20 protein-coding genes and 1 other RNA gene are annotated in these 20,244 nt (G+C 64.2%); 9 read left to right on the top strand and 12 right to left on the bottom strand.

Annotation, left to right across the window (positions count from 1 at the left end):
* Positions 1–124 precede the first annotated feature (124 nt).
* Complete coding sequence (locus tag CAL28_RS23530) at positions 125–478, bottom strand: c-type cytochrome (RefSeq protein ID WP_094843580.1); 354 nt, start codon at positions 476–478, stop codon at positions 125–127.
* Entirely contained in the window at positions 462–2,147 is a 1,686-nt protein-coding gene (ilvD, locus tag CAL28_RS23535; RefSeq protein ID WP_094843581.1) for a dihydroxy-acid dehydratase, read from the bottom strand. Before ilvD ends, CAL28_RS23530 begins: the two co-directional genes overlap by 17 nt.
* Before the next feature lie 88 nt (positions 2,148–2,235).
* Between ilvD and lgt the strand changes: the two genes are divergently transcribed.
* Positions 2,236–3,027, top strand: a complete 792-nt coding sequence (gene lgt, locus CAL28_RS23540; protein ID WP_094843582.1) for a prolipoprotein diacylglyceryl transferase — start codon at positions 2,236–2,238, stop codon at positions 3,025–3,027.
* On the opposite strand, the gene CAL28_RS23545 is transcribed toward lgt, so the two are convergent.
* From CAL28_RS23545 to CAL28_RS23560, 4 genes are all read right to left on the bottom strand, one after another.
* A complete protein-coding gene (locus CAL28_RS23545) occupies positions 3,002–3,778 on the bottom strand; it encodes an SIMPL domain-containing protein (protein ID WP_254926210.1) in 777 nt (258 codons plus the stop codon). The two genes, lgt and CAL28_RS23545, sit on opposite strands and share 26 nt — an antisense overlap.
* Before the next feature lie 248 nt (positions 3,779–4,026).
* Positions 4,027–4,214, bottom strand: a non-coding RNA gene (ssrS, locus tag CAL28_RS23550) — 6S RNA.
* Between the two features lie 114 nt (positions 4,215–4,328).
* A complete protein-coding gene (locus tag CAL28_RS23555) occupies positions 4,329–4,640 on the bottom strand; it encodes a cell division protein ZapA (RefSeq protein WP_094843584.1) in 312 nt (103 codons plus the stop codon).
* Between the two features lie 2 nt (positions 4,641–4,642).
* Positions 4,643–5,089, bottom strand: a complete 447-nt coding sequence (locus CAL28_RS23560) for a hypothetical protein (RefSeq protein WP_094843585.1) — start codon at positions 5,087–5,089, stop codon at positions 4,643–4,645.
* Positions 5,090–5,855: 766 nt separating this feature from the next.
* On the opposite strand from CAL28_RS23560, the gene CAL28_RS23565 reads away from it, so the two are divergent.
* The 4 genes from CAL28_RS23565 to CAL28_RS23580 all read left to right on the top strand — a co-directional run bounded on the left by CAL28_RS23565 (position 5,856) and on the right by CAL28_RS23580 (position 10,722).
* Positions 5,856–6,320: a tripartite tricarboxylate transporter TctB family protein gene (locus CAL28_RS23565; protein WP_094843586.1), complete on the top strand. Its 465-nt coding sequence runs from the start codon at positions 5,856–5,858 to the stop codon at positions 6,318–6,320.
* Between the two features lie 13 nt (positions 6,321–6,333).
* Positions 6,334–7,839, top strand: coding sequence for a tripartite tricarboxylate transporter permease (locus CAL28_RS23570; RefSeq protein ID WP_094843587.1), 1,506 nt, complete (start codon positions 6,334–6,336; stop codon positions 7,837–7,839).
* 331 nt (positions 7,840–8,170) lie between these two features.
* Complete coding sequence (locus CAL28_RS23575; RefSeq protein ID WP_094843588.1) at positions 8,171–9,775, top strand: gamma-glutamyltransferase family protein; 1,605 nt, start codon at positions 8,171–8,173, stop codon at positions 9,773–9,775.
* Positions 9,776–9,816: 41 nt separating this feature from the next.
* Positions 9,817–10,722, top strand: coding sequence for an NAD(P)-dependent oxidoreductase (locus CAL28_RS23580; protein ID WP_094843589.1), 906 nt, complete (start codon positions 9,817–9,819; stop codon positions 10,720–10,722).
* A gap of 38 nt (positions 10,723–10,760) precedes the next feature.
* Here CAL28_RS23580 and CAL28_RS23585 read toward each other — a convergent pair whose 3' ends face one another.
* The 6 genes from CAL28_RS23585 to CAL28_RS23610 form a co-directional block, all read right to left on the bottom strand.
* Positions 10,761–11,687: a 2-hydroxyacid dehydrogenase gene (locus CAL28_RS23585; protein ID WP_094843590.1), complete on the bottom strand. Its 927-nt coding sequence runs from the start codon at positions 11,685–11,687 to the stop codon at positions 10,761–10,763.
* 150 nt (positions 11,688–11,837) lie between these two features.
* Positions 11,838–13,361: a tripartite tricarboxylate transporter permease gene (locus CAL28_RS23590; RefSeq protein ID WP_094843591.1), complete on the bottom strand. Its 1,524-nt coding sequence runs from the start codon at positions 13,359–13,361 to the stop codon at positions 11,838–11,840.
* Positions 13,362–13,367: 6 nt separating this feature from the next.
* The gene (locus CAL28_RS23595; RefSeq protein ID WP_094844805.1) at positions 13,368–13,808 is read right to left on the bottom strand and encodes a tripartite tricarboxylate transporter TctB family protein; all 441 of its coding nucleotides are present in this window, start codon (positions 13,806–13,808) and stop codon (positions 13,368–13,370) included.
* A gap of 161 nt (positions 13,809–13,969) precedes the next feature.
* Complete coding sequence (locus CAL28_RS23600; protein ID WP_254926325.1) at positions 13,970–15,472, bottom strand: sensor histidine kinase; 1,503 nt, start codon at positions 15,470–15,472, stop codon at positions 13,970–13,972.
* Positions 15,473–15,582: 110 nt separating this feature from the next.
* The gene (locus CAL28_RS23605) at positions 15,583–16,275 is read right to left on the bottom strand and encodes a response regulator (RefSeq protein ID WP_094843593.1); all 693 of its coding nucleotides are present in this window, start codon (positions 16,273–16,275) and stop codon (positions 15,583–15,585) included.
* Positions 16,256–16,828 (bottom strand): RNA pyrophosphohydrolase, encoded by a 573-nt coding sequence (locus CAL28_RS23610; protein WP_094843594.1) that lies wholly within the window; start codon positions 16,826–16,828, stop codon positions 16,256–16,258. The genes CAL28_RS23605 and CAL28_RS23610 overlap by 20 nt, the downstream gene beginning before the upstream one ends.
* 66 nt (positions 16,829–16,894) lie before the next feature.
* Here CAL28_RS23610 and CAL28_RS23615 point away from each other — a divergent pair, with 66 nt between their 5' ends.
* From CAL28_RS23615 to CAL28_RS23630, 4 genes are read left to right on the top strand one after another with little or no spacing between them, the layout of a single operon-like run.
* Positions 16,895–18,628 carry a proline--tRNA ligase gene (locus tag CAL28_RS23615; RefSeq protein WP_094843595.1) on the top strand — a complete coding sequence of 578 codons (1,734 nt, stop codon included), beginning with the start codon at positions 16,895–16,897 and terminating at the stop codon, positions 18,626–18,628.
* Complete coding sequence (ybgC, locus tag CAL28_RS23620) at positions 18,628–19,059, top strand: tol-pal system-associated acyl-CoA thioesterase (protein WP_254926326.1); 432 nt, start codon at positions 18,628–18,630, stop codon at positions 19,057–19,059. Before CAL28_RS23615 ends, ybgC begins: the two co-directional genes overlap by 1 nt.
* 2 nt (positions 19,060–19,061) lie before the next feature.
* Positions 19,062–19,739: a protein TolQ gene (tolQ, locus tag CAL28_RS23625; RefSeq protein ID WP_094843596.1), complete on the top strand. Its 678-nt coding sequence runs from the start codon at positions 19,062–19,064 to the stop codon at positions 19,737–19,739.
* On the top strand, positions 19,739–20,230 hold the full coding sequence (locus tag CAL28_RS23630) for an ExbD/TolR family protein (protein WP_094843597.1): 492 nt from the start codon (positions 19,739–19,741) through the stop codon (positions 20,228–20,230). Before tolQ ends, CAL28_RS23630 begins: the two co-directional genes overlap by 1 nt.
* Positions 20,231–20,244: the final 14 nt, after the last annotated feature.

Consider the following 20,244-nt stretch of genomic DNA (forward strand, 5'->3'; position numbering starts at 1 on the left):
GCCATCCGTCTCGAACGGGCGGCCGCGACGGTCCGCCGAATATCGGCAAAACGGCATGCGCGGATGCGCGGGAGCAAGGTGTGAAGACGCCCCATCGCGCAATGGCGCGCATCGCGCGCACTGATCAGGGAGTTTTCCGCGGCGGCGCCAGCGACAAAATCCAGTTGGCGATCTCTCGCGCCTCTGACGGACTGACCTGGGGTTGTGCCGCCATCGAAAGCTTGCCCCAGCGGTAGCGGCCGCCGTTGCGGATGGAATCGGCCAGATAGCCTTCGGCGTCTGGCTGCCCGGCGTAACGTTGCGCGATGGCGGTGAACGGCGGCCCGACACGCGGGCTATCGACCTGATGGCACCCCAGGCACACCTTGCTCTTTACGAGCGACTCCCCCACGGTTTGCGCATTGGCGCCCTGGACCGCCAGCAGCCCCAACGCGGCGGCGGCCACGCAAGTCCATATCGAGTCAATCTTCAAATGCATCGGTCACGGCTCCGCGACTGGCGGTGCCGGCGAGCTTGCCGAACTTTGCCAGCACCCCACGCGTATAGCGGGGCCGTGGCGGTGTCCAGGCGTTGCGGCGTTCGGCCATTTCGTCGTCGCTGATGTTCAGTTGCAGCAATAGTCGGTGGGCATCGATGGTAACCGAATCGCCTTCGCGGATCAGCGCGATGGGACCGCCCACGTATGCTTCCGGCGCAACATGGCCGACCACCATGCCCCACGTACCGCCGGAAAATCGCCCGTCGGTAATCAAGCCCACGGTTTCGCCCAAGCCCTGGCCGACCAGCGCCGCCGTGGGCGCCAGCATTTCGCGCATGCCCGGACCGCCCTTCGGCCCTTCGTAGCGGATGACCACGACATCGCCGGCGACGATCGAGCGCGCCATGATGGCCGCCATGGCGTCGTCCTCGGAATCGAAGACCCGGGCGGGACCGGTCATCACCGGGTTTTTCAGTCCCGTGATCTTCGCCACACATCCCTCCGGAGACAGGTTGCCCTTCAGGATGGCCAGATGCCCCTGCGGGTAGAGGGCGCGGTCGACGGCGCGGATCACGTCCTGCCCCGCGGGCGGCGTGTCCGGCACATCGCGCAATGTTTCGGCGATGGTTTTCCCCGTGATGGTGGGGCAGTCCCCATGCAACAGGCCCGCGTTCAATAGCAATTTCATGACTTGAGGAATGCCGCCGGCACGGTGCAGGTCCGTGGCGACATAGCGGCCGGAGGGCTTCAGGTCGCAGATGACCGGCACGCGCCGCCGTATGCGCTCGAAGTCGTCGATGGACCACTCCACTTCGGCGGCATGCGCGATGGCGAGAAAATGCAGTACCGCGTTGGTGGAGCCGCCGGTAGCCATGATCACGGAGACGGCGTTCTCGATGGAGCGTCGGGTGATCAGATCCCTGGGGCGGATCCCCAGGCGTACCGCTTGCACCAGCATGCGGGCCGATTCCGCGGCGGATTCGGTCTTTTCGGCATCCACGTTGGACATCGTGCTGGAGTACGGCAGGCTCAGGCCCATCGCCTCGAACGACGAACTCATCGTATTGGCCGTATACATGCCGCCGCACGAGCCCGAACCCGGGACCGCGCAACGCTCGATCTGCTTGAAGTCGGTTTCGTCCATGCGGCCCATGGTGTATTCGCCCACGGCCTCGAACACCGACACGATGGTCAGATCCCGGCCCTGGTAATGGCCCGGCTTGATGGTACCGCCGTAGACGTAGATGGCAGGCACGTTCATGCGCGCCATGGCAATCATGCCACCGGGCATGTTCTTGTCGCAGCCGCCGATAACGACGACGCCGTCCATCCATTGCCCTTGGACGGCCGTCTCGATGCAGTCGGCGATGACTTCGCGCGACACAAGCGAGTATTTCATTCCCTCGGTGCCCATGGACATGCCGTCCGAGATCGTCGGCGTGCCGAAGGTTTGCGGGTTCGCGCCGGCATCCCGGATGGCCCGCACGGCGGCATCGGCCAGGCCCTGCAGCCCGCTATTACAGGGCGTGATCGTGGAATGGCCGTTCGCCACGCCGATCATCGGATTGTCGAAGTCGCTCTCGCGATAGCCCATCGCGTAGTACATGGCGCGATTCGGCGCGCGGGCGACACCTTGCGTAATATGCCGGGAACGTTCATTCGCTGCCATGATCTGACTCCTTGCCCGCGCGCGCGCCGGCACTGCGACCCGCTCCGGGCCGGTTATGATCGGACACCCTGTTTTATACATCCAAGCCATGCTGCGCTATCCGCAATTCGACCCTATCGCCATCCGTATCGGGCCGCTGGCCGTCCACTGGTATGGACTCATGTACCTGCTGGGCTTCGGGTTGGTCTACCTGCTGGGCCGTTGGCGCATCGCCCATGGCAAGGTGGCGGGAGGATTCTCCGCGCGGGACCTGGAGGATCTGATCTTCTACAGCGTGATCGGCGTCGTCGCGGGCGGGCGGCTGGGTTATGTGCTGTTCTACAAACCGGGCTATTACTTCGCCCACCCCCTGGAGATCTTTTACCTCTGGGAAGGCGGGATGTCGTTCCATGGCGGCCTTCTGGGCGTCATCCTGGTCATGCTGTATTTCGCGCGCAAGCGCGGCGTGTCTTTCCTTACCGTCAGCGATTTCATCGCCCCGCTGATACCGCTGGCGCTGGCGATGGGCCGCCTGGGCAACTTCATCAACGGCGAACTGTGGGGCCGGCCAACCGACGTACCGTGGGCCATGGTCTTTCCGCAGAGCGGCGACGGCATTCCGCGCCATCCCTCGCAGCTCTATGAGCTGGGCCTGGAAGGCATCACCCTGTTCATCCTGATGTGGTGGTTCGCCCGCAAGCCGAGGCCCACGGGACAGGTCAGCGCCCTTTTCCTGATCGGCTACGGAACCTTCCGTTTCCTGGTCGAATTCACCCGGGAACCCGACAACTTCCTGGGCCTGCTTGCCGGTGGGCTCAGCATGGGCCAATGGCTGTCGATTCCCATGGTGGTCGTGGGTATCCTGATGTTCGTCTTTACTGCAAGACGATCGTCCCGTTGATATCGACGCTGACGGTGACCATGTCGGCTTGCAGCGGAACATCGGCCGCGGGTGCGGGAGCAGACGCGCCCTTGGCCATGGCCATATAGGCACGCGGCGCAACGGCGCCCATGCCGCCGAGCTGTATCTTCTGAAGACGATAGCCGCTGAAACCGAACGCGGATGCCGCGGCCAGGGCGCGATCGCGGAAGGCCTGGGCCGCCTGGTTCAGCAATTTGCGTTCGACGGCTTCGCGCGCCTTGCGCGACAAAGTGAAGTTGATGTTCGATATGGCGCTCTTGTCGCCCATTTTGGTCGCCAGCGCGGATGCCGCATCGAAGTTGGTGGACTCCAGAATGATGGAGCCCTCGCCCTGCCAGCCGACCAGCTTGCCTTTGTTGTTCATGTTGGGCCACACACGATAATTGCCGGTGTGGGCGCTGACATCGGGATTGCCCTTGGCGATCTTCATCAACTCGTCGAGCAATGCGTTCAATTTCTTTCCGGCAGATGCCTGGTCGGCCGCCTCTGCCTGGGCGCTGACGGTGATCTGCACGGTGTCCTGCCGGACCTCTTCCGTTGCGGCCGCCTGCAACGTCAGCAGAGGACCGGCCTCGGCTTTGTCCGCGCCCTCATGCGTCGGCGCGCCGGCGTTCGGCTCCGTGCCCGCGGGCTGCGCGAGGACGGCCGGCGCGACGCACACGGCAGCTAGCGCCATGGCGCCGCGCGCCATGAAATGAGCAAGGGAACTGGACGGTACGCGAACGGACATGTATGGGAACCTGAGAAGAGGAATGGGGTGGACGGCACACCGGGCGAATGACAGCCGCAGGCATGCCTGAGCACCGGCGAGATCGCCAGAGTGTAGGCCATGTGCCTGGCCCGGAGAAGGGAATGAAAAACATGGAAACGATCACGGCACGGCGGGTAACGGCGACCCCGCTTTAGGTCGCTTGCGTGCGGCGATGAAGGAAGGTTTTGCCGATGTGCCGCGGGCCTGCAAAAGCAGGCCCGCGATGTAAATGCCCCGCCTGTGCCGTCAGGACCGGCATCTCGAACCCTGAGGTTCAAGGTGGTCGCGATCGGAGGGGCGTCGGGTTCGTCTAACAGAGAGACGATCACACCAGCCCCCACATTCACGCAACCTGTATGCCATAAAGCATAGGTTCAGAGAATGTATGGTCCAGTCTCGAACACGGCAGGGACAAACCGAAAAACCGTCGACGAAATAACGTCGATGAATCAGCGATGCGAACAGGGTGTAGCGGGCGATTGCGGGAGGCCCCGCGGAATCCTGTGGGGAAATCCCAGAGGACGCACGACTACAGCAATTTTTCCTGCCCCGAGAGGGCGTCGTCCAGCATCGAATTCATGTCCTCAATTCTACGCTTGAAGTCGCCAACCGCCAACCCGCCAAGCGGGCCGTCGGGGGCTTTCATCGATAGCAGCTCGCCTGCGATCTGCAATGCGGCCATGACGGCGATGCGTTCGTTGCTGGAGACCTTGCCCGTGCCCTGTATGCGCTGCATGAGCTGATCGACATGGCGCACGGCGGCCATCAGGGTGGGCTTTTCGTCCGCGGAACACGCGAGCGAATACTCACGCCCAAGGATATTGACGTCTAGGCGTTCCATGCTTACTGGTGCTCCTCGACCGGCGCACCCGGCAGGCGCGCCAGAACGGCATCGATGCGTTCACGCGCGGCCACGGCGGCTACACGCAAGCGCTGCAGATCGGTTTCGCGCGCGTTCATTCGCGTCTGCCATGCGGTTTCCTGCGCGGCGAGCTGGTTTTCCAGTGCCTGGCGCTGTTCCACATGCTTTTCGAGTTCCGCACGCAGCCTGGCTTCGGCCTCTTCGGACTGTGCCAGTTTCGAGGCGAGTTCGCTGTCGTGCGTCTGCAGGCGCTCCTGCAAAGCCTGCAGGCGCGCGTCCGCTTCGTCGCAGCGTTCGCGAAGTTTGCGGGATTCCTGGTCAGCCTGGGCCAGGCGGGATCGCAAGGCATCCCGTTCGCTATGAAGCTGACGGGTGCGTTGCACCAGTTGCCCTATACGGGCAGCGAGTTGGTCGAGGTCTTGCAACATGGGCGCTATCGTAAACCATTCGCAGCGCGCCTACATGGTCATATGCACCATGTGATACCTGGCAATATTTCGGTAGAAGTGCCGGCTGTCGGCGGGGGGCTTCGTCCACGATGGAACGGAGCAGCCGCGCGGACACGTCCGCATCGACATCGACGCCGGGACCGCGGACCGAAAAGCGCCGCCGTCGCGCGCAGTTCACGGCCCGCCCACGGCAACCGCCCTCAGCCCACGCCCGCGTCGCGCGGGTTTCGCGTTGGACGACCTTTGCGGCTTCCTGCCGCTGGAGCTCGATCCCGACGCCTGGGTGTCACGGCAATCGTGGCGATCGCCGGCCCATTTGGATCGCCGGCGCATTTGGATCACCGGCCCGCTTGGACCGCCGCCCCGATGGTCGCCACTCCCGCCTCGTCCCGGGGACACCCTTCCAGCCCCAAGCCGCCACGTTTCCGCGGCGACCGACGTGTCGTTGCCGCGCCACGGCCCGGATGCGGGGCTTTCCCTTCTCTTTCTAATAACTTTCAAAAAGCTTTCATTCGCCTGCCGCCAGGGCGACTTTGTTACGACTCAGGTACCTGACAGCTTCATTTCTAGGGAAAACCATAGGCATTCAGCCAAATTACAGGGTTTCATCCCTCCATGGGCTCCATTACCATGCAGCCATTCGCAGACCTGTGAGTTTACTTTCACCGAGCAAACTCAAACCTGAAGCGAAGCAAACGGCTACCTGAACGTTTTTTATCACATGCTGTATTAGGAGCAGACAATCATGCAGCTACGCAACAAACAGGACTTCTGGTCCGGGGTGATGTTCATCGCCCTTGGGCTGGGATTCGCCTGGCAGGCGACCAGCTACCAGATGGGTACCGCTGCGCGCATGGGCCCGGGATACTTTCCCTTCTGGCTTGGAATGGTGCTGGCGCTGTTGGGCGCGATCGTCCTGATCGGCTCGCTGTCGGCCAAGGCCACCGAGACCCACATAGACCGCTTCGACTGGCGCATCGCATTGCTGGTGCTCGGATCGGTGGTGCTTTACGGCGTCATATTGAAGTTCCTGGGCGTCTATATCTCTGTGTTCCTGCTGGTGGTCATCAGCAGCCTGGCCAGCCACGAGTTCAATTGGAAAGTGGCCGCGGCCAACGGTATCTTCCTGGTGGTATTCGTCTACCTGGCCTTCATCAAGGGCCTGGGTCTGATCTTCCCGCTTTGGCCGTCCTTCATTGGCGCGAACTAAGGAGTAAACGGCCATGGAATTGTTTGAACACCTGATGCTGGGCTTTTCCGTTGCGATTTCGCCGGAAAACCTCGCTTATGCCCTGCTCGGCTGCCTGCTGGGCACCCTGATCGGCGTGCTGCCTGGGATCGGCCCCGTGCCGACCATCGCCATGCTGCTGCCCATCACCTACGTCCTGCCGCCGGTGGCGGGCCTGATCATGCTGGCCGGTATCTACTACGGCGCGCAGTATGGCGGCTCGACGACGGCCATCCTGGTGGCGTTGCCGGGAGAAACCTCGGCAGTGGTCACCGTGCTGGACGGGCACCAGATGGCACGCAACGGACGCGCCGGCGCCGCCCTGGCGATTGCCGCGCTCGGATCCTTTTTCGCGGGCTGCGTGGCAACCATGCTGCTGGCCGCCTTCGCGCCCCCGCTGGCCGAAGTCGCCTTCAAGTTCGGTCCGGCGGAGTACTTCTCGCTGATGGTGCTCGGCCTGGTCGGCGCGGTCGTGCTGGCTTCCGGTTCGCTGCCCAAGGCCATCGCGATGATCCTGCTGGGCTTGCTGCTTGGCATGGTCGGCACCGACGTGAACTCCGGCGTGGCGCGCTATGACTTCGGGATCCCGGAGCTGCAGGACGGCATCGACTTCGCCATCGTCGCCATGGGCGTGTTCGGCTTCGCCGAGATCATGACCAACCTGGAGCAGAAGGAAAACCGCGTCGACATCACCGACAAGATCGGCAGCCTGTACCCGAACAAGACCGAGTTCAAGGAAGCCTATCCCGCGGTCCTGCGTGGCACGGCGCTGGGTTCGGCGCTGGGCATCCTTCCCGGCGGCGGCGCGGTGCTGTCCTCGTTCGCGTCCTACACGCTGGAAAAGAAGATCTCGCGCCAACCGAAGCGTTTCGGCAAGGGACATCCGGCTGGCCTGGCCGGCCCGGAATCGGCCAACAACGCCGCCGCGCAGACGTCCTTCATCCCCCTGCTGACGCTGGGCATTCCCGGCAACGCGGTGATGGCGCTGATGGTCGGTGCGATGACCATCCACAACATCCAGCCCGGCCCGCAGGTCATGAGCAGCCACCCCGAGCTGTTCTGGGGCCTGATCGCCTCGATGTGGATCGGCAACCTGATGCTGGTGGTGTTGAACCTTCCGCTGATCGGCCTGTGGGTCAAGCTGCTGAAGGTGCCCTACCGCGTGCTGTTCCCCGCCATCCTGGTGTTCTGCACGATCGGCGTGTATTCCTTGAACTACAACACCTTCGACATCTTCACGACGGCATGCTTCGGGCTGATCGGATATGTCTGGTCCAAGCTCAAGTGCGAAGGCGCGCCGCTGCTGCTGGGCCTGGTGCTGGGACCCATGATGGAAGAAAACTTCCGCCGGGCGCTGCTGCTTTCGCGTGGCGACTTCGGGACCTTCGTCACGCGTCCCTTGTCGGCCAGCCTGCTCGCCGCGGCGATCGCCCTGGTGATCATCGTGGCCCTGCCCTCCATCCGCAAGAAGCGCGAGGAAACCTTCGTCGAAGAAGGCTGATGACCGCCTCGACGCCCCCCCGCGGGGCGTCCTGGCATGCAAAGCGCCCCTCGCGGGCGCTTTTTTTTGCGTCCGATTATTCTGGCACCGTCGACGTTCGCCGGAAAATAGCCGCTTCCCCATCGCCTGGAAGCTTGCCGGCGCCCGCGGGCAACGCTTCAGCGAGGACGAGATTGCCCTTTGGCGACCGCGGTTTCTCCATCGATTCCGGCCCTCGCGCGCGCACGCGCGCGACGGGTCGGCAGGACGCCCGGACGGCATGGTGCAGTGCACACAATCTCTTACGTTAAAGTAGGGGTTTACCCCGTCCTGAATGTCGCTCCCGCTCCCTATGACTTTTGATTGGCAGAATCCCTACAGGACTGCGCGCGCGCCCGTGTTCGCCCGTAATGTCGTCGCGACCTCGCAGCCGCTGGCCGCGCAGGCAGGGCTGCGTGTCCTTGCCGCCGGCGGCAACGCAGTGGATGCCGCCATCGCGGCCGCGGCCACGCTTACCTTGACCGAGCCCGTCAGCAATGGCTTGGGGTCCGACTGCTTCGCGATCGTTTGGGATGGTTCGCGCCTGCATGGCCTGAATGCGTCCGGCCCGGCACCCGCGGCGTGGAATCCCGATTATTTCAAGCGCAAGCACAACGGGACCATTCCCATGCGCGGCTGGGACAGCGTGACGGTGCCCGGGTGCGTCGCGGGCTGGGGCGCGCTGCACGAGAAGCTCGGTTCGATGTCCTTCGAGGACATCCTCGCGCCGGCGATCGACTATGCGGAACGCGGCTTTGCCATCTCGCCCATCGTGCAGCAGAAGTGGGCCGCGCAGGCGGATGTGCTGCAATCGCAGCCCGGCTTCGCCGAACACTTCCTGCCGCGCGGGCGCGCGCCGTCGGTCGGCGAGCACTTCGTGCTGAAGGGCGCCGCCAGCACGCTGCGACGCATCGCGGCTACGGGTGGACGCGATTTCTATGAAGGGGAAACGGCGCACAAGCTGGTGGCGCATGCGCAGGCGCACGATGCCGGCATGACCCTGGCCGACCTGCGCGACCACCGGCCGGAGTGGGTAACCCCGCTGGGACAGAACTATCGCGGTTATACCTTGCACCAGATTCCGCCCAACGGCCAGGGTATCGCCGCCCTGATCGCCTTGGGGATCCTGGAAAATTTCGACGTCGCCGCGCGGCCCGTGGACCATCCGGATACGCAGCATTTGCTGATCGAGGCCATGAAACTGGCCTTCGCCGATGTCTACGCGCATGTGGGCGACGCGCGGCATATGTACGTATCGCCGGAACAGATGCTGGCCCCGGACTACCTGGCGGCGCGTGCCCGGCTGATCGATATGCGGCGCGCGAAGCTGTTCACGACGGGACATGCGCCCACGGGCGGCACAATCTACCTGACGACGGCCGACCGCAATGGCATGATGGTCAGCTTCATCCAGTCCAACTACATGGGCTTCGGTTCGGGCGTGGTCGTTCCCGGCACGGGCGTCAGCCTGCAGAACCGCGGCCACGGCTTCACGCTGGAGCCCGGCCATCCCAACCTGGTGGGCGGCGGCAAGCGTCCCTTCCATACGATCATTCCCGGGTTCCTGATGAAGGAAGGCGCACCGGTCATGAGCTTCGGCGTGATGGGAGGCAATATGCAGCCACAGGGGCATCTGCAGACGCTGGTGCGCATGCTGGATTTCGGCCAGCAGCCGCAGGCGGCCTGTGACGCGCCGCGCTGGAAATGGAATCACGGCATCTCGATCGATGTCGAATCGGAAATGCCCCAGCAGGTCCTGGACGCGCTACGCGCGCGCGGGCACCTGCTGGAAGGCCTGGAGGATCCCTATATGGACTTCGGCTCCGGGCAATTCATCTGGCGCCTGGGCGATCCCGCCGTGGACGGCTACGTCGCCGCGAGCGATAGCCGCCGCGACGGCCTGGCGGCGGGATTCTAAACAGCATTCGTTCGATAACCCCTCTGCAACCGGAGATCTGCATGGCTTCCATCGGCAGTAAGACCTACGACGCGACATCACCGAAAAAAGTGGCTTTCCTTGGCCTGGGCGTCATGGGATTTCCCATGGCGGGACACCTGGCACGCGCCGGGCATCAGGTGACGGTCTATAACCGCACCGAAGCCAAGGCGCGCGAATGGGCAGGCGAATTCGGCGGCAAGACCGCCGCAACGCCGCGCGAAGCGGCGGCCGGCGCCGAGATCGTGTTTTGCTGCGTCGGCAACGATGACGACCTGCGCAGCGTCGTATTGGGCGATGACGGCGCCTTTGCCGGCATGGACAAGAACGCCGTGTTCGTCGATCACACCACCGCTTCGGCACGGGTGGCGCGCGAACTCCATGGCGAAGCCCGCGGGCTGGGCCTGCACTTCATCGACGCGCCCGTATCCGGCGGGCAGGCTGGGGCCGTCAACGGTGTGCTCACCGTGATGTGCGGCGGCGAGCCGGAGGTCTTCGACCGCATCAAGCCGGTGGCGCAGGTATTCGGCCGTGCCGTGACGCTGGTGGGCACCCCGGGTGCCGGCCAATTGGCAAAGATGGTCAACCAGATCTGTATCGCCGGACTGGTGCAGGGCCTGTCCGAGGGTATCGCGTTCGGGCAGGCGGCCGGCCTGGACATGAAACTGGTGCTGGACGTCATCAGCAAAGGCGCGGCACAAAGCTGGCAGATGGAGAACCGCGGTTCGACCATGGTCGACGACAAGTTCGATTTCGGCTTCGCCGTGAATTGGATGCGCAAGGACCTGAGCCTGGTGCTGGAGGAAGCCCGCGCCAACGGCGCCCGCGTGCCGGTTACGGCGCTGGTCGATCAGTTCTACGCCGACGTCCAGAAGATGGGTGGCGGGCGCTGGGACACGTCCAGCCTGGTCAAGCGCTTGCGCGACTAGCCCAGGCGGGCTCGATCGCCCGCGGCCCCGCCCGTGCCTTAATAGCCGCGCTGTGGGGCCACGACACCCGATATCGGCTCGCCACGCGCGAGCCGACGTATTTTGGCGGCGATCTGGCTGATGGCTTCCGAGCGCAGCGTGCTGGCGGCGATGTGCGGGGTGACATGCACGCGGGGATGCGTCCAGAACGGATGCCCGGCGGGGAGCGGCTCCACGTCGAACACGTCCAGGGTCGCGCCGTCGATCTTGCCCTCGTCCAGCAAGGCAAGCAGATCCGGCTCGTTGAGGTGGCCGCCACGGCCGACATTGATCAGATGCCCGCCAGGCAGCAGCTGCGACAAGAATTCACGGTCCAGGAGGCCGGTGGTCTCCGGCGTCAGCGGCAGGACGTTGACCAGCACGCGGGTACGGCGCAGGAATTCCGGCAACTGTTCCGCGCCGGCATAGGTCTGGATGCCTTCGACCGTGCGCGGCGACCGCGACCAGCCCAGCACCGGATAATCGAACGCGGCGATCGCTTGCGCGACACGGCCGCCCATTTCGCCCAGGCCAAGCACGCCCACGGGCCACTGCTCGCGGCGCAGCCCGGGCTGGGGCGCCCAGCGCGACGCAGCCTGATCGTCTTCGTATCGCCCGAAGCCGCGCGCGGCGCGCAGCAACGCATATAGCGCGTATTCCGCCATCTGAACCGCCATGCCCGCGTCCTCCAGGCGGACGATCTGGATATGCGCGGGCAGGTTCATCTGCAGCAATGCATCCACGCCGGCCCCCAGGTTGAACAGGGCCTTCAGGCGGGTTTCATGTTCGATCAGCGCCGCCGGCGGCTTCCACACCAGGGCGACATCGGCCCCCGAAGGCGGTCCGGCGGGATCCCACACCGAAATCTTGCAATCCGGCAATTCGGCCGTCAGGCCCGGCAGCCAATCCGCGGGGTTGTTGTGAGGACAGGCGAAGAGAACGTGCATGGCGAGCGATAAGGGTTGGTGAAGGTTGAAACCTTAGCATGCAGCGCCGCCGGGGGGCGATGGGCCACTTGCGGGAATCATCGGCGCGGAAAGGAAAAACCGCCGCGCCCTTGCGGGACGCGGCGGTTTCGACGACTCGCCGGAACGGGATCAGGCGGTCTTGGGCAGCATCGGCTTGCCGCGCTTCTTCAGCTTCTTGCGCGCATGGGCAATGATTTGCACCACGATCAAGAGCGTGGAGATGCCGACGAACCACGCGCTGATGGGCCGTTGCACGAACACCATCATGTCGCCGCGAGACAGCAGCAGCGCGCGCCGGAAGTTCTCTTCCACCATGGGCCCCAGCACGAAGCCCAGCAGGATGGGAGCGACCGAAAAATCGAGCAGCATGAACACCGCGCCAATGACGCCGAAGGCCAGCGCTTCCCAGATCTGGAACAGGCTGTTCTGGGTGCTGAATACCCCCACTGCGATGAAGAACAGCGCGGACGGGAACAGATAGCGGTAAGGCACTTGCAGCAGCTTGACCCAGATGCCGATGAGCGGCACGTTCAAGATGACCAGCAGCACGTTGCCGACCCAGAAGCTGGCGATCAGGCCCCAGAAGATGTCCGGATGCTCCGTGATCAGCTGCGGACCCGGCTGAATACCCTGGATCAGCAGGCCGCCCAGGATCAGCGCCATCACCGCGTCGCCCGGGATGCCGAGGCTCATGGTGGGAATGAAGTCCACCTGGGTCTTGGAGTGCGATGCGGCTTCCGGCGATGCCACGCCGGCCAACATGCCGGTACCGAAGCGTTCCGGCGTCTTGGAGATCTTGCGCTCCAGTGCGTAGGCGATGAAGGTCGTGATGGTCGGCCCCGTGCCCGGCATGGCGCCGAACACCGTGCCCACCAGCGTACCGCGCACCAGGGGCAGGAAGGACTGCTTGAGCTCCTTGGCCGACGGACGCATATCGCGCAGGCGCAGCTTGGCGCCCGTGCCGATGATCGTCATGCGGTTCACGCTCATCAGGAAGTCGGCGACGCCGAACAGGCCCATGGCGATGGCAACCAGCTCCAGGCCATCGGACAAGTCCAGGATGCCGAACGACAGGCGGATGGTGCCGGTGTTCACGTCAGTACCGACCACGCCGCACAGCAGGCCGAACAGCGTCATGCAGATGCCTTTCAGCGGCGACCCGCGCGACATCGTCGAACCGGCGATCAGGCCCAGCAGCATGATGGAGAAGATTTCCGTCGGCCCGAACTTGAACGCGACTTCCACCAGCAGCGGCGAGAAGAAGATCATCACCAGGATGCCGACCGACGCCGCGAAGAACGACGCGATCATGGTGATGCCCAGCGCCGTGCCGCCCTTGCCCTGTTTGGTCAGCGGATAGCCGTCCAGGCAGGTCACCGCATGCGGCGGGTGCGAAGGCAGATTGAGCAGGATGGCGCCGATGGCACCGCCGTACTGCGAGCCGTAGAAGATACCGGCCAGCATCATGATCGCGGGGACCGGATGCATGACGTAGGTCAGCGGCAGCAGAATGGAGATGGCCGACAGCGCGCCCATGCCGGGCAGCACGCCGATGAGGTTACCCACCAGCACGCCAAAGAACGACCACATCAGGTTATGGGGTTCGAACGCGACGCCAAAACCGAACCAAAGATCAACGAGTGCTTGATGCATGGCGTATCAACCCCACTGGAACAGCGGCAACTGCAATTGCAGCGCCCACCAGAACACGACCACGGCGATAACCACCATGCCCGCCGACAGGATGAAAGCTTGCTTCACCGTGTTCTTGCGATCGCCCAGCGCCGAGATGAACGTGATGGCGAACGTGGCCGGCAACAAGCCGCCATACTGGCCCAGGCCGATGAAGGCCAGGATACCGACGATGATGCAGATCGCACCGCGCATGTCGGGCATGCCCGTCGGATGCGACGAAGGCACGTGCGTGCCGTCTTCTTCCTTGTCTTTTGCTCCGGTCTTTGCGCCGATGGCGATCAAGATCCCCGTGAAAGCCAGCAATCCCCCCACCGCTGCCGGGAAGAACCCGGGCCCCATATGGCTAAGCGAACCGATCTGGTAATTCAGACCGCCGTATATCGACCCCAGGCCGATCAGGACCATCAGCGCTCCGCCGTAGTAGTCCTTGTTGTATTTTTTCAGTGTTTCCACTGCATTCCTCCGTGTACTAGGCTTACACCAGCCTTTATAGGAAGTACTCAGGGTGAGCACGTCCCTCTCACAAAGCACCGTGAGCCTGGAGGGCAGAATAAGGACGAAAGCTGCTAATCCGCTTTCTTTAGACTGTCTTGTTCCTGAATCCCAGGGTTATCCCCTAACAGGGGTATCCATAGGATGGCGCATAGCCCCACTCCGCCATGGGAGTTGGTTTCGCCATCGGCCAGGACGATATCGCCGCCATTGCGACGGGCATAGGCCTGCGCGATGGCCAGCCCCAGCCCGGACCCGGAAGTGGGCGCGCCGCCCGCCTCTACACCGGCGCGATCGAAGCGCGCGAAGGCCCGCGCGCGCAGGGCCGGGTTGAGTCCCGGCCCGTTATCGGACACCCGTACTTCGACACGGGTATCGCCCCGCACGACCGATACGGTGATGCGTGCCCCACGGGGCGCGTAGTTCACCGCATTGTGGACCAGGTTGGCGATGGCCTCATGCAGTTCCACCTCGGAACCGGCCACGGGAGCCGCCGGGCCTGTCAGGCCGCTTTCATCGGCGTCGCCGCGCGCATCGCTCCAGCCCAGGTCCTGCTGCTTTTCGTGTGCGAGCGGCAAATATTGCAGTACGACCTCGCGTGCCACATCGTTCAGGTCCAGTACGCGATGCGGCGCTTCCCCGCCCTGGCTTGCATGCGCGAGTTGCAGCAGCTGTTCGGTCAGGCGGCGGGTGCGCCCCAGCTGCGCGACGATGGCGCGCAGGCCGTCGCGCATCAAGGCGGGGTCCCGTTCGCGCAAGGCGTATTGCGCCTGGGTGGACATGATGGCCAGCGGCGTGCGCAACTGGTGCGAGGCATCGTCGAGAAACCGCGACTGTTCGTCCAGCATGTGCCGGTGCCGCGCGATGTGATGATTGACCGCCTCGACCAGGGGGGCGACTTCGGAAGGCACCCGCCAGGCGTCCAGCGGCGTCAGGTCATCGGCCGAACGCGCGCGGATGTCGTTGCGCAGCCTGGCCAGGGGGCGCAATGCCCAGGCCACGCCCCACCAGACCATCAGGACCACCAGGGCGAGCATGCGGCCGTCGCGCAGCAGCTCTTTGCGCCGGGCGGCGTCTTCGGCCTCGATGCGCTTGCCGGTGCTTTCGCCCACCAGGATAAGCACCTGCCGGTGCGTGCCGTGGTAGTAGAGATCGCGCACCAGCGCCACCATCCGGACCGGATCGTTGCGGTAGGCGCCGTCATAGAACACCGGCTGCCCGTCGCTGCGAGGCCAGACGGGCGGACGCGGGATATCCGGCATACCCAGCAGCGCCACGCCAGGCGAGCCGGGCGCCTGTCCGGAGGGCAAGGGCGGATCGATTTCCTCGATGCGGAAGTATTTGCGCAGGCCGGCGCGCGATTCCAGCATGACCTGCGCATACAGCGGGGTCACGACCTGCAGGGTGCCGTCCGGGGTGAACTCGATACTGCTTTCCAGTACCCGTGCCGGCTCCAGCAGAGCGCTATCGTAGGCATCGTTGGTGATGTCCGCCAGCGTCTGGTAGTCGTTATAGCTGTCGATGACCAGCAGCGCGATCACGCCCGGCAGAAGGAGCGTAATGAGCAGCGCGCGTATGCCGACCCGCGCATACCAAGGGCGTCCGGAAACCCGCTGCGTCGGCGCCTGTCGCGGCGTGGAGTGTGCGGCCACGGTCAGTGCGCGGTTTCGGGAAGGACCGCCAAGCCCTAGGCATCCGCCGATTGGGATTCGCTGGCCACGCTTTCGAGCATATAGCCCAGCCCGCGCACGGTAACGATGCGGATATCGCTGCCCGCAAGTTTCTTGCGCAGGCGATGCAGCACGACCTCGATGGCGTCCGGATTCGCTTCGCTGTCGTGATTGAACACTTTGCCGAACAGCTGCGATTTGTCCACGGGATAGCCGCTACGGGTCAGGAGCGCCGCCAGCGCGGCATGTTCGCGCGGCGTCAGGAACAGCAGCGAGCCGTCCAGCGTGAAGGCCCGGCTTTCGCTGTCGTAGGACAGCGAGCCGCATTGCAGCCGCGGATGCTGCCGGCCCCGGCTGCGACGCACCAGCGCTGTGAGTCGCGCTTCGAGCTCTTCGAGCGCGAAGGGCTTGGTCAGGAAGTCGTCGGCGCCCAGGTTCAGCCCCCGCACCCGGTCCTGCAAGGCCCCCTGCGCCGTCAGCACCAATACCGGCGTACGATCGTCGCGGTTGCGCATCTCGCGCAGCACGACCAGGCCGTGCTTGTCCGGCAGGCGCAGGTCCATCACGATGGCGTCGTATTCCGTTCCCGCCATGAAGGCTTCGGCCGTGCGCGCGTCCGGCGCATGGTCTGGCACGAAACCGCTTTGGGCCAGTGCACGCACCAGCCAGGACGCCATGTCTCTTTCGTCTTCAACCAGCAATATGCGCATGGCCCTCGGGCCCTCCAGCCAGATTCTCGGCAGCGCGCTGCCCGTGCACCCGTTGGCGCAGGTAGCGTGTTTCGTGGTGCCGCCTGAACAGGATAGCCGAGAGCTCGTTCAAGGCCTGCGTGTAGACGTCCCGCTTGAATTCGATGACGGCATCGAGCGGGACCCAGTATTGGCTCCAGCGCCAGGCGTCGAACTCCGGGTGCTGCGTGGCGCGCAGGCAGACGTCGCTGTCACGCCCGACCAGCCTGAGCAGGAACCAGATCTGCTTCTGGCCCTTGTAATGACCACGCCATTCCCTCCGGACGAAATGGTCCGGGACGTTGTAGCGCAGCCAATCGCGTGTGCGCCCCAAAATGCGGACATGCTCGGGCTTCAAGCCCACTTCTTCATGGAGTTCGCGATACATCGCCTGCACCGGGCTTTCGCCGTACTTGATTCCGCCCTGTGGAAACTGCCAGGCGTGCTCCCGGATTCGCTTGCCCCAAAAGACCTCGTTTTTCGTGTTGACGAGAATGATGCCGACATTGGGACGGTAGCCTTCGCGGTCCAGCATGGGCCACCCCCACCAAATTCAATACAATTACGTCTGATTATACGTACCTGCTGCCTCCTGGAAACCATGCGCGCCTCCAACTATCACATCAATACACTCAAAGAAGCGCCCGCCGAGGCCGAAATCGTCAGCCACCAGCTGATGACCCGTGCCGGCATGATCCGCAAGCTTGCCGGGGGAATCTATACGTACATGCCCCTGGGCCTGCGGGTCATCCGCAAAATCGAGAAGATCGTCCGGGAAGAAATGAACGCGGCCGGCGCCATCGAACTGCTGATGCCGGTCGTGCAGCCTGCGGAACTCTGGCAGGAATCGGGACGGTGGGTCCAGTACGGACAGGAGCTCCTGCGCTTCAAGGACCGCCATGACCGGGACTTCGTGCTGCAGCCCACCTCGGAGGAGGTGATCACCGACATCGCCCGCAACGAAATCCATAGCTGGCGCCAGTTGCCGCTGAACTTCTATCACATACAGACCAAGTTCCGGGATGAACGGCGTCCCCGATTCGGCCTGATGCGCGGGCGCGAGTTCACGATGAAGGATGCGTATTCCTTCGACCGCGACGAAGCCGGCGCCCTGCGCAGCTATGACGCAATGTACGACGCCTATATGCGGATTTTCCGCCGGCTGGGGCTGGAATTCCGCGCGGTCGCGGCCGATACCGGCTCGATCGGCGGCACGCGCAGCCATGAATTCCAGGTGATCGCGGACACCGGGGAAGACCTGATCGTCTACAACCCCGAAACGCAATACGCGGCGAATATCGAATTGGCGGAGGCCGCCGCGCTGATCGCCGAACGGCAGCCGCCGGCGCGCGCCCTGGAAGCCGTGCCGACGCCCGGCGCGGCCAAGTGCGAAGACGTGGCGGCCCAGCTGGGCATCCCGCTGGAAGCCACCGTCAAATCCATCGTCCTGGCCACGGAGCCTGAACCGGGCCAGATTCGCCTCTGGCTACTGCTGCTGCGCGGCGATCATGTCCTGAACGAGATCAAGACGGCCAAGGTCCCGGGTCTGGACCAAGGCTACCGCTTTGCCACGGAAGAGGAAATCGTCGCGCATTTTGGCTGCAAGCCCGGCTATCTCGGCCCCATCGGCACGCAACTTCCCGTAACCGTGATTGCCGACCGGACCGTCGCCAACATGGGCGATTTCGTCTGCGGCGCCAACCGCGAGGGCTACCATTACGTGGGCGCCAATTGGGTCCGCGACCTGCCGGAACCGGCCCAGGTCGCCGATCTGCGCGATGTGGTGGCGGGCGATCCGGCGCCGGACGGCAAGGGCACCCTGGTCATCCAGCGCGGCATCGAAGTCGGCCACGTGTTCTACCTGGGCACCAAGTATTCGTCGGCGCTGAAGGCCACCTACCTGGACGAAACGGGCAAGCCCGCCACCCTGGAAATGGGTTGCTACGGCATCGGCATCACCCGCATCGCCGCGGCCGCCATCGAACAGAACCACGACGCCCGCGGCATCGTCTGGCCGCGCGCGCTGGCGCCCTTCGAGGTCGTGATCTGCCCCGTCGGATGGGCAAAAAGTGAAACTGTTCGTAACACGGCTGAAACGCTCTATACGGCGCTGCGCGAGCGTGGCATCGACGTAATCCTGGACGACCGCGATGCACGCCCGGGTGTGATGTTCGCTGAATGGGAGCTGATAGGCGCCCCCTTGCGCGTAACAGTTGGAGAGCGCGGACTGAAGGACGGTGTGATCGAATTGCAGGCCCGCCGTGAAGCCAGCGCCAGTACGGTGCCGGTCGACCAGGCGCTGGAGCAAGTGCTGGCCAAGCTGGAAACCCTTTGATCACCCCGTTGTCGCCGTACCTTTTGTCGGAATCGACGCTGGACGTCCGTGTCTATTACGAAGACACGGACGCCGGCGGGATCGTTTTCTACGCCAACTATCTGAAATTCATGGAACGCGGCCGGACGGAATGGCTGCGCGCGCTGGGTTTCGACCAATCCAGGCTGACTCGCGAATCCGGCCATCTCTTCGTGGTCGCCGGTTTGGACATGTCCTACCGGAAACCCGCCCGTCTGGACGACGTGCTTACCATACGCTCGCGTGTAACACGAGTACGCCGGGCTTCGATACACTTCGCGCAGCGGGCGGAACGCAGCGGGGAACTGCTGGCCGAGGGCAACATCCAAGTGTGCTGTGTGGATGCGATCAGCCTGAGGCCGGCGGAGCTGCCTCCGGAATTGCGCGCACTACTCGAATCTATTCAGGGATAAAAATGCAAGTCTCCAACGACCTGTCGTTGTTCGCACTGATCGCGCATGCGAGCGTGCCGGTCCAACTGATCATGCTTTTGCTCCTGGGCATTTCGATCATGTCCTGGACCTATATCTTCGCGAAACGCTACGCCATCAAGCGCGCGCATCAGCAGACGCGCCGCTTCGAAGACGACTTCTGGTCGGGCGGGGACCTGTCCATGCTGCAGCAGGCGGTGGCCAACCGCCGCGCCGAACAAGGCGCGCTGGCCCGCATCTTCGATGCCGGCATGACCGAATTCCTGAAAGCCCGCCGGGCCGCGGCCAACGATGCCAACGCCGTCCTGGACGGCGCACGGCGCGCCATGCGGGCGGCCTACCAGCGCGAGATGGACGCGCTGGAATCGCACCTGAACTTCCTGGCCTCGGCCGGCTCCGTCAGCCCGTACATCGGCCTGCTCGGAACCGTATGGGGGATCATGCACGCCTTCATCGGGCTGTCGAACATGCAGCAGGCCACGCTGGCCTCCGTGGCGCCGGGTATCGCCGAAGCCCTGATCGCCACCGCCATCGGCCTGTTCGCGGCAATCCCGGCGGTCGTGGCCTACAACCGTTTCACCAACGACATCGACCGCCTGTCCATCCGGTTCGACAGCTTCGTCGATGAATTCCTGAACATCCTGCAACGACAGGTGCGCTGATGCCCTCGGTACGCTCGAACGGCCGTACCGGCCGCCGCATGAAGGCCGACATCAACGTCGTGCCGTACATCGACGTGATGCTGGTGCTGCTGGTGATTTTCATGGTGACCGCGCCGCTGATCACGCCCGGACTGATCAACCTGCCCTCGGTCGGCCAGGCGTCCGACGTGCCGGTCAAGCCCCTGGAAGTGCAGATCTCGCAGAACGGAGATATCGCGCTGCGCATGCGCGAACCGGGCGCAACCCCGGAAAACATCGGCCGTTCGGAATTGGTCAGCCAGGTGCGTTCGCGCATCACCGCGGATACGCCGGTCGTCATCGCCGCCGACGGCAAGGTGCCCTACGAATCGGTCGTGAAGGTCATGGACGAATTGCGCACGAATGGCGTAACGCGCCTGGGGCTGCTGGTCGACCAGCAATCCTCCACCGGGGCCGCCGCCGCGGCCGCCGGCCAGCCGCAGCGTCCCGCGCCGGCGACGCCCAAACGCTGATCCGCGCCCTATCC

This window comes from Bordetella genomosp. 11 (genome assembly GCF_002261215.1).
In the GTDB taxonomy this organism is placed as follows: Bacteria; Pseudomonadota; Gammaproteobacteria; order Burkholderiales; family Burkholderiaceae_B; genus Bordetella_C.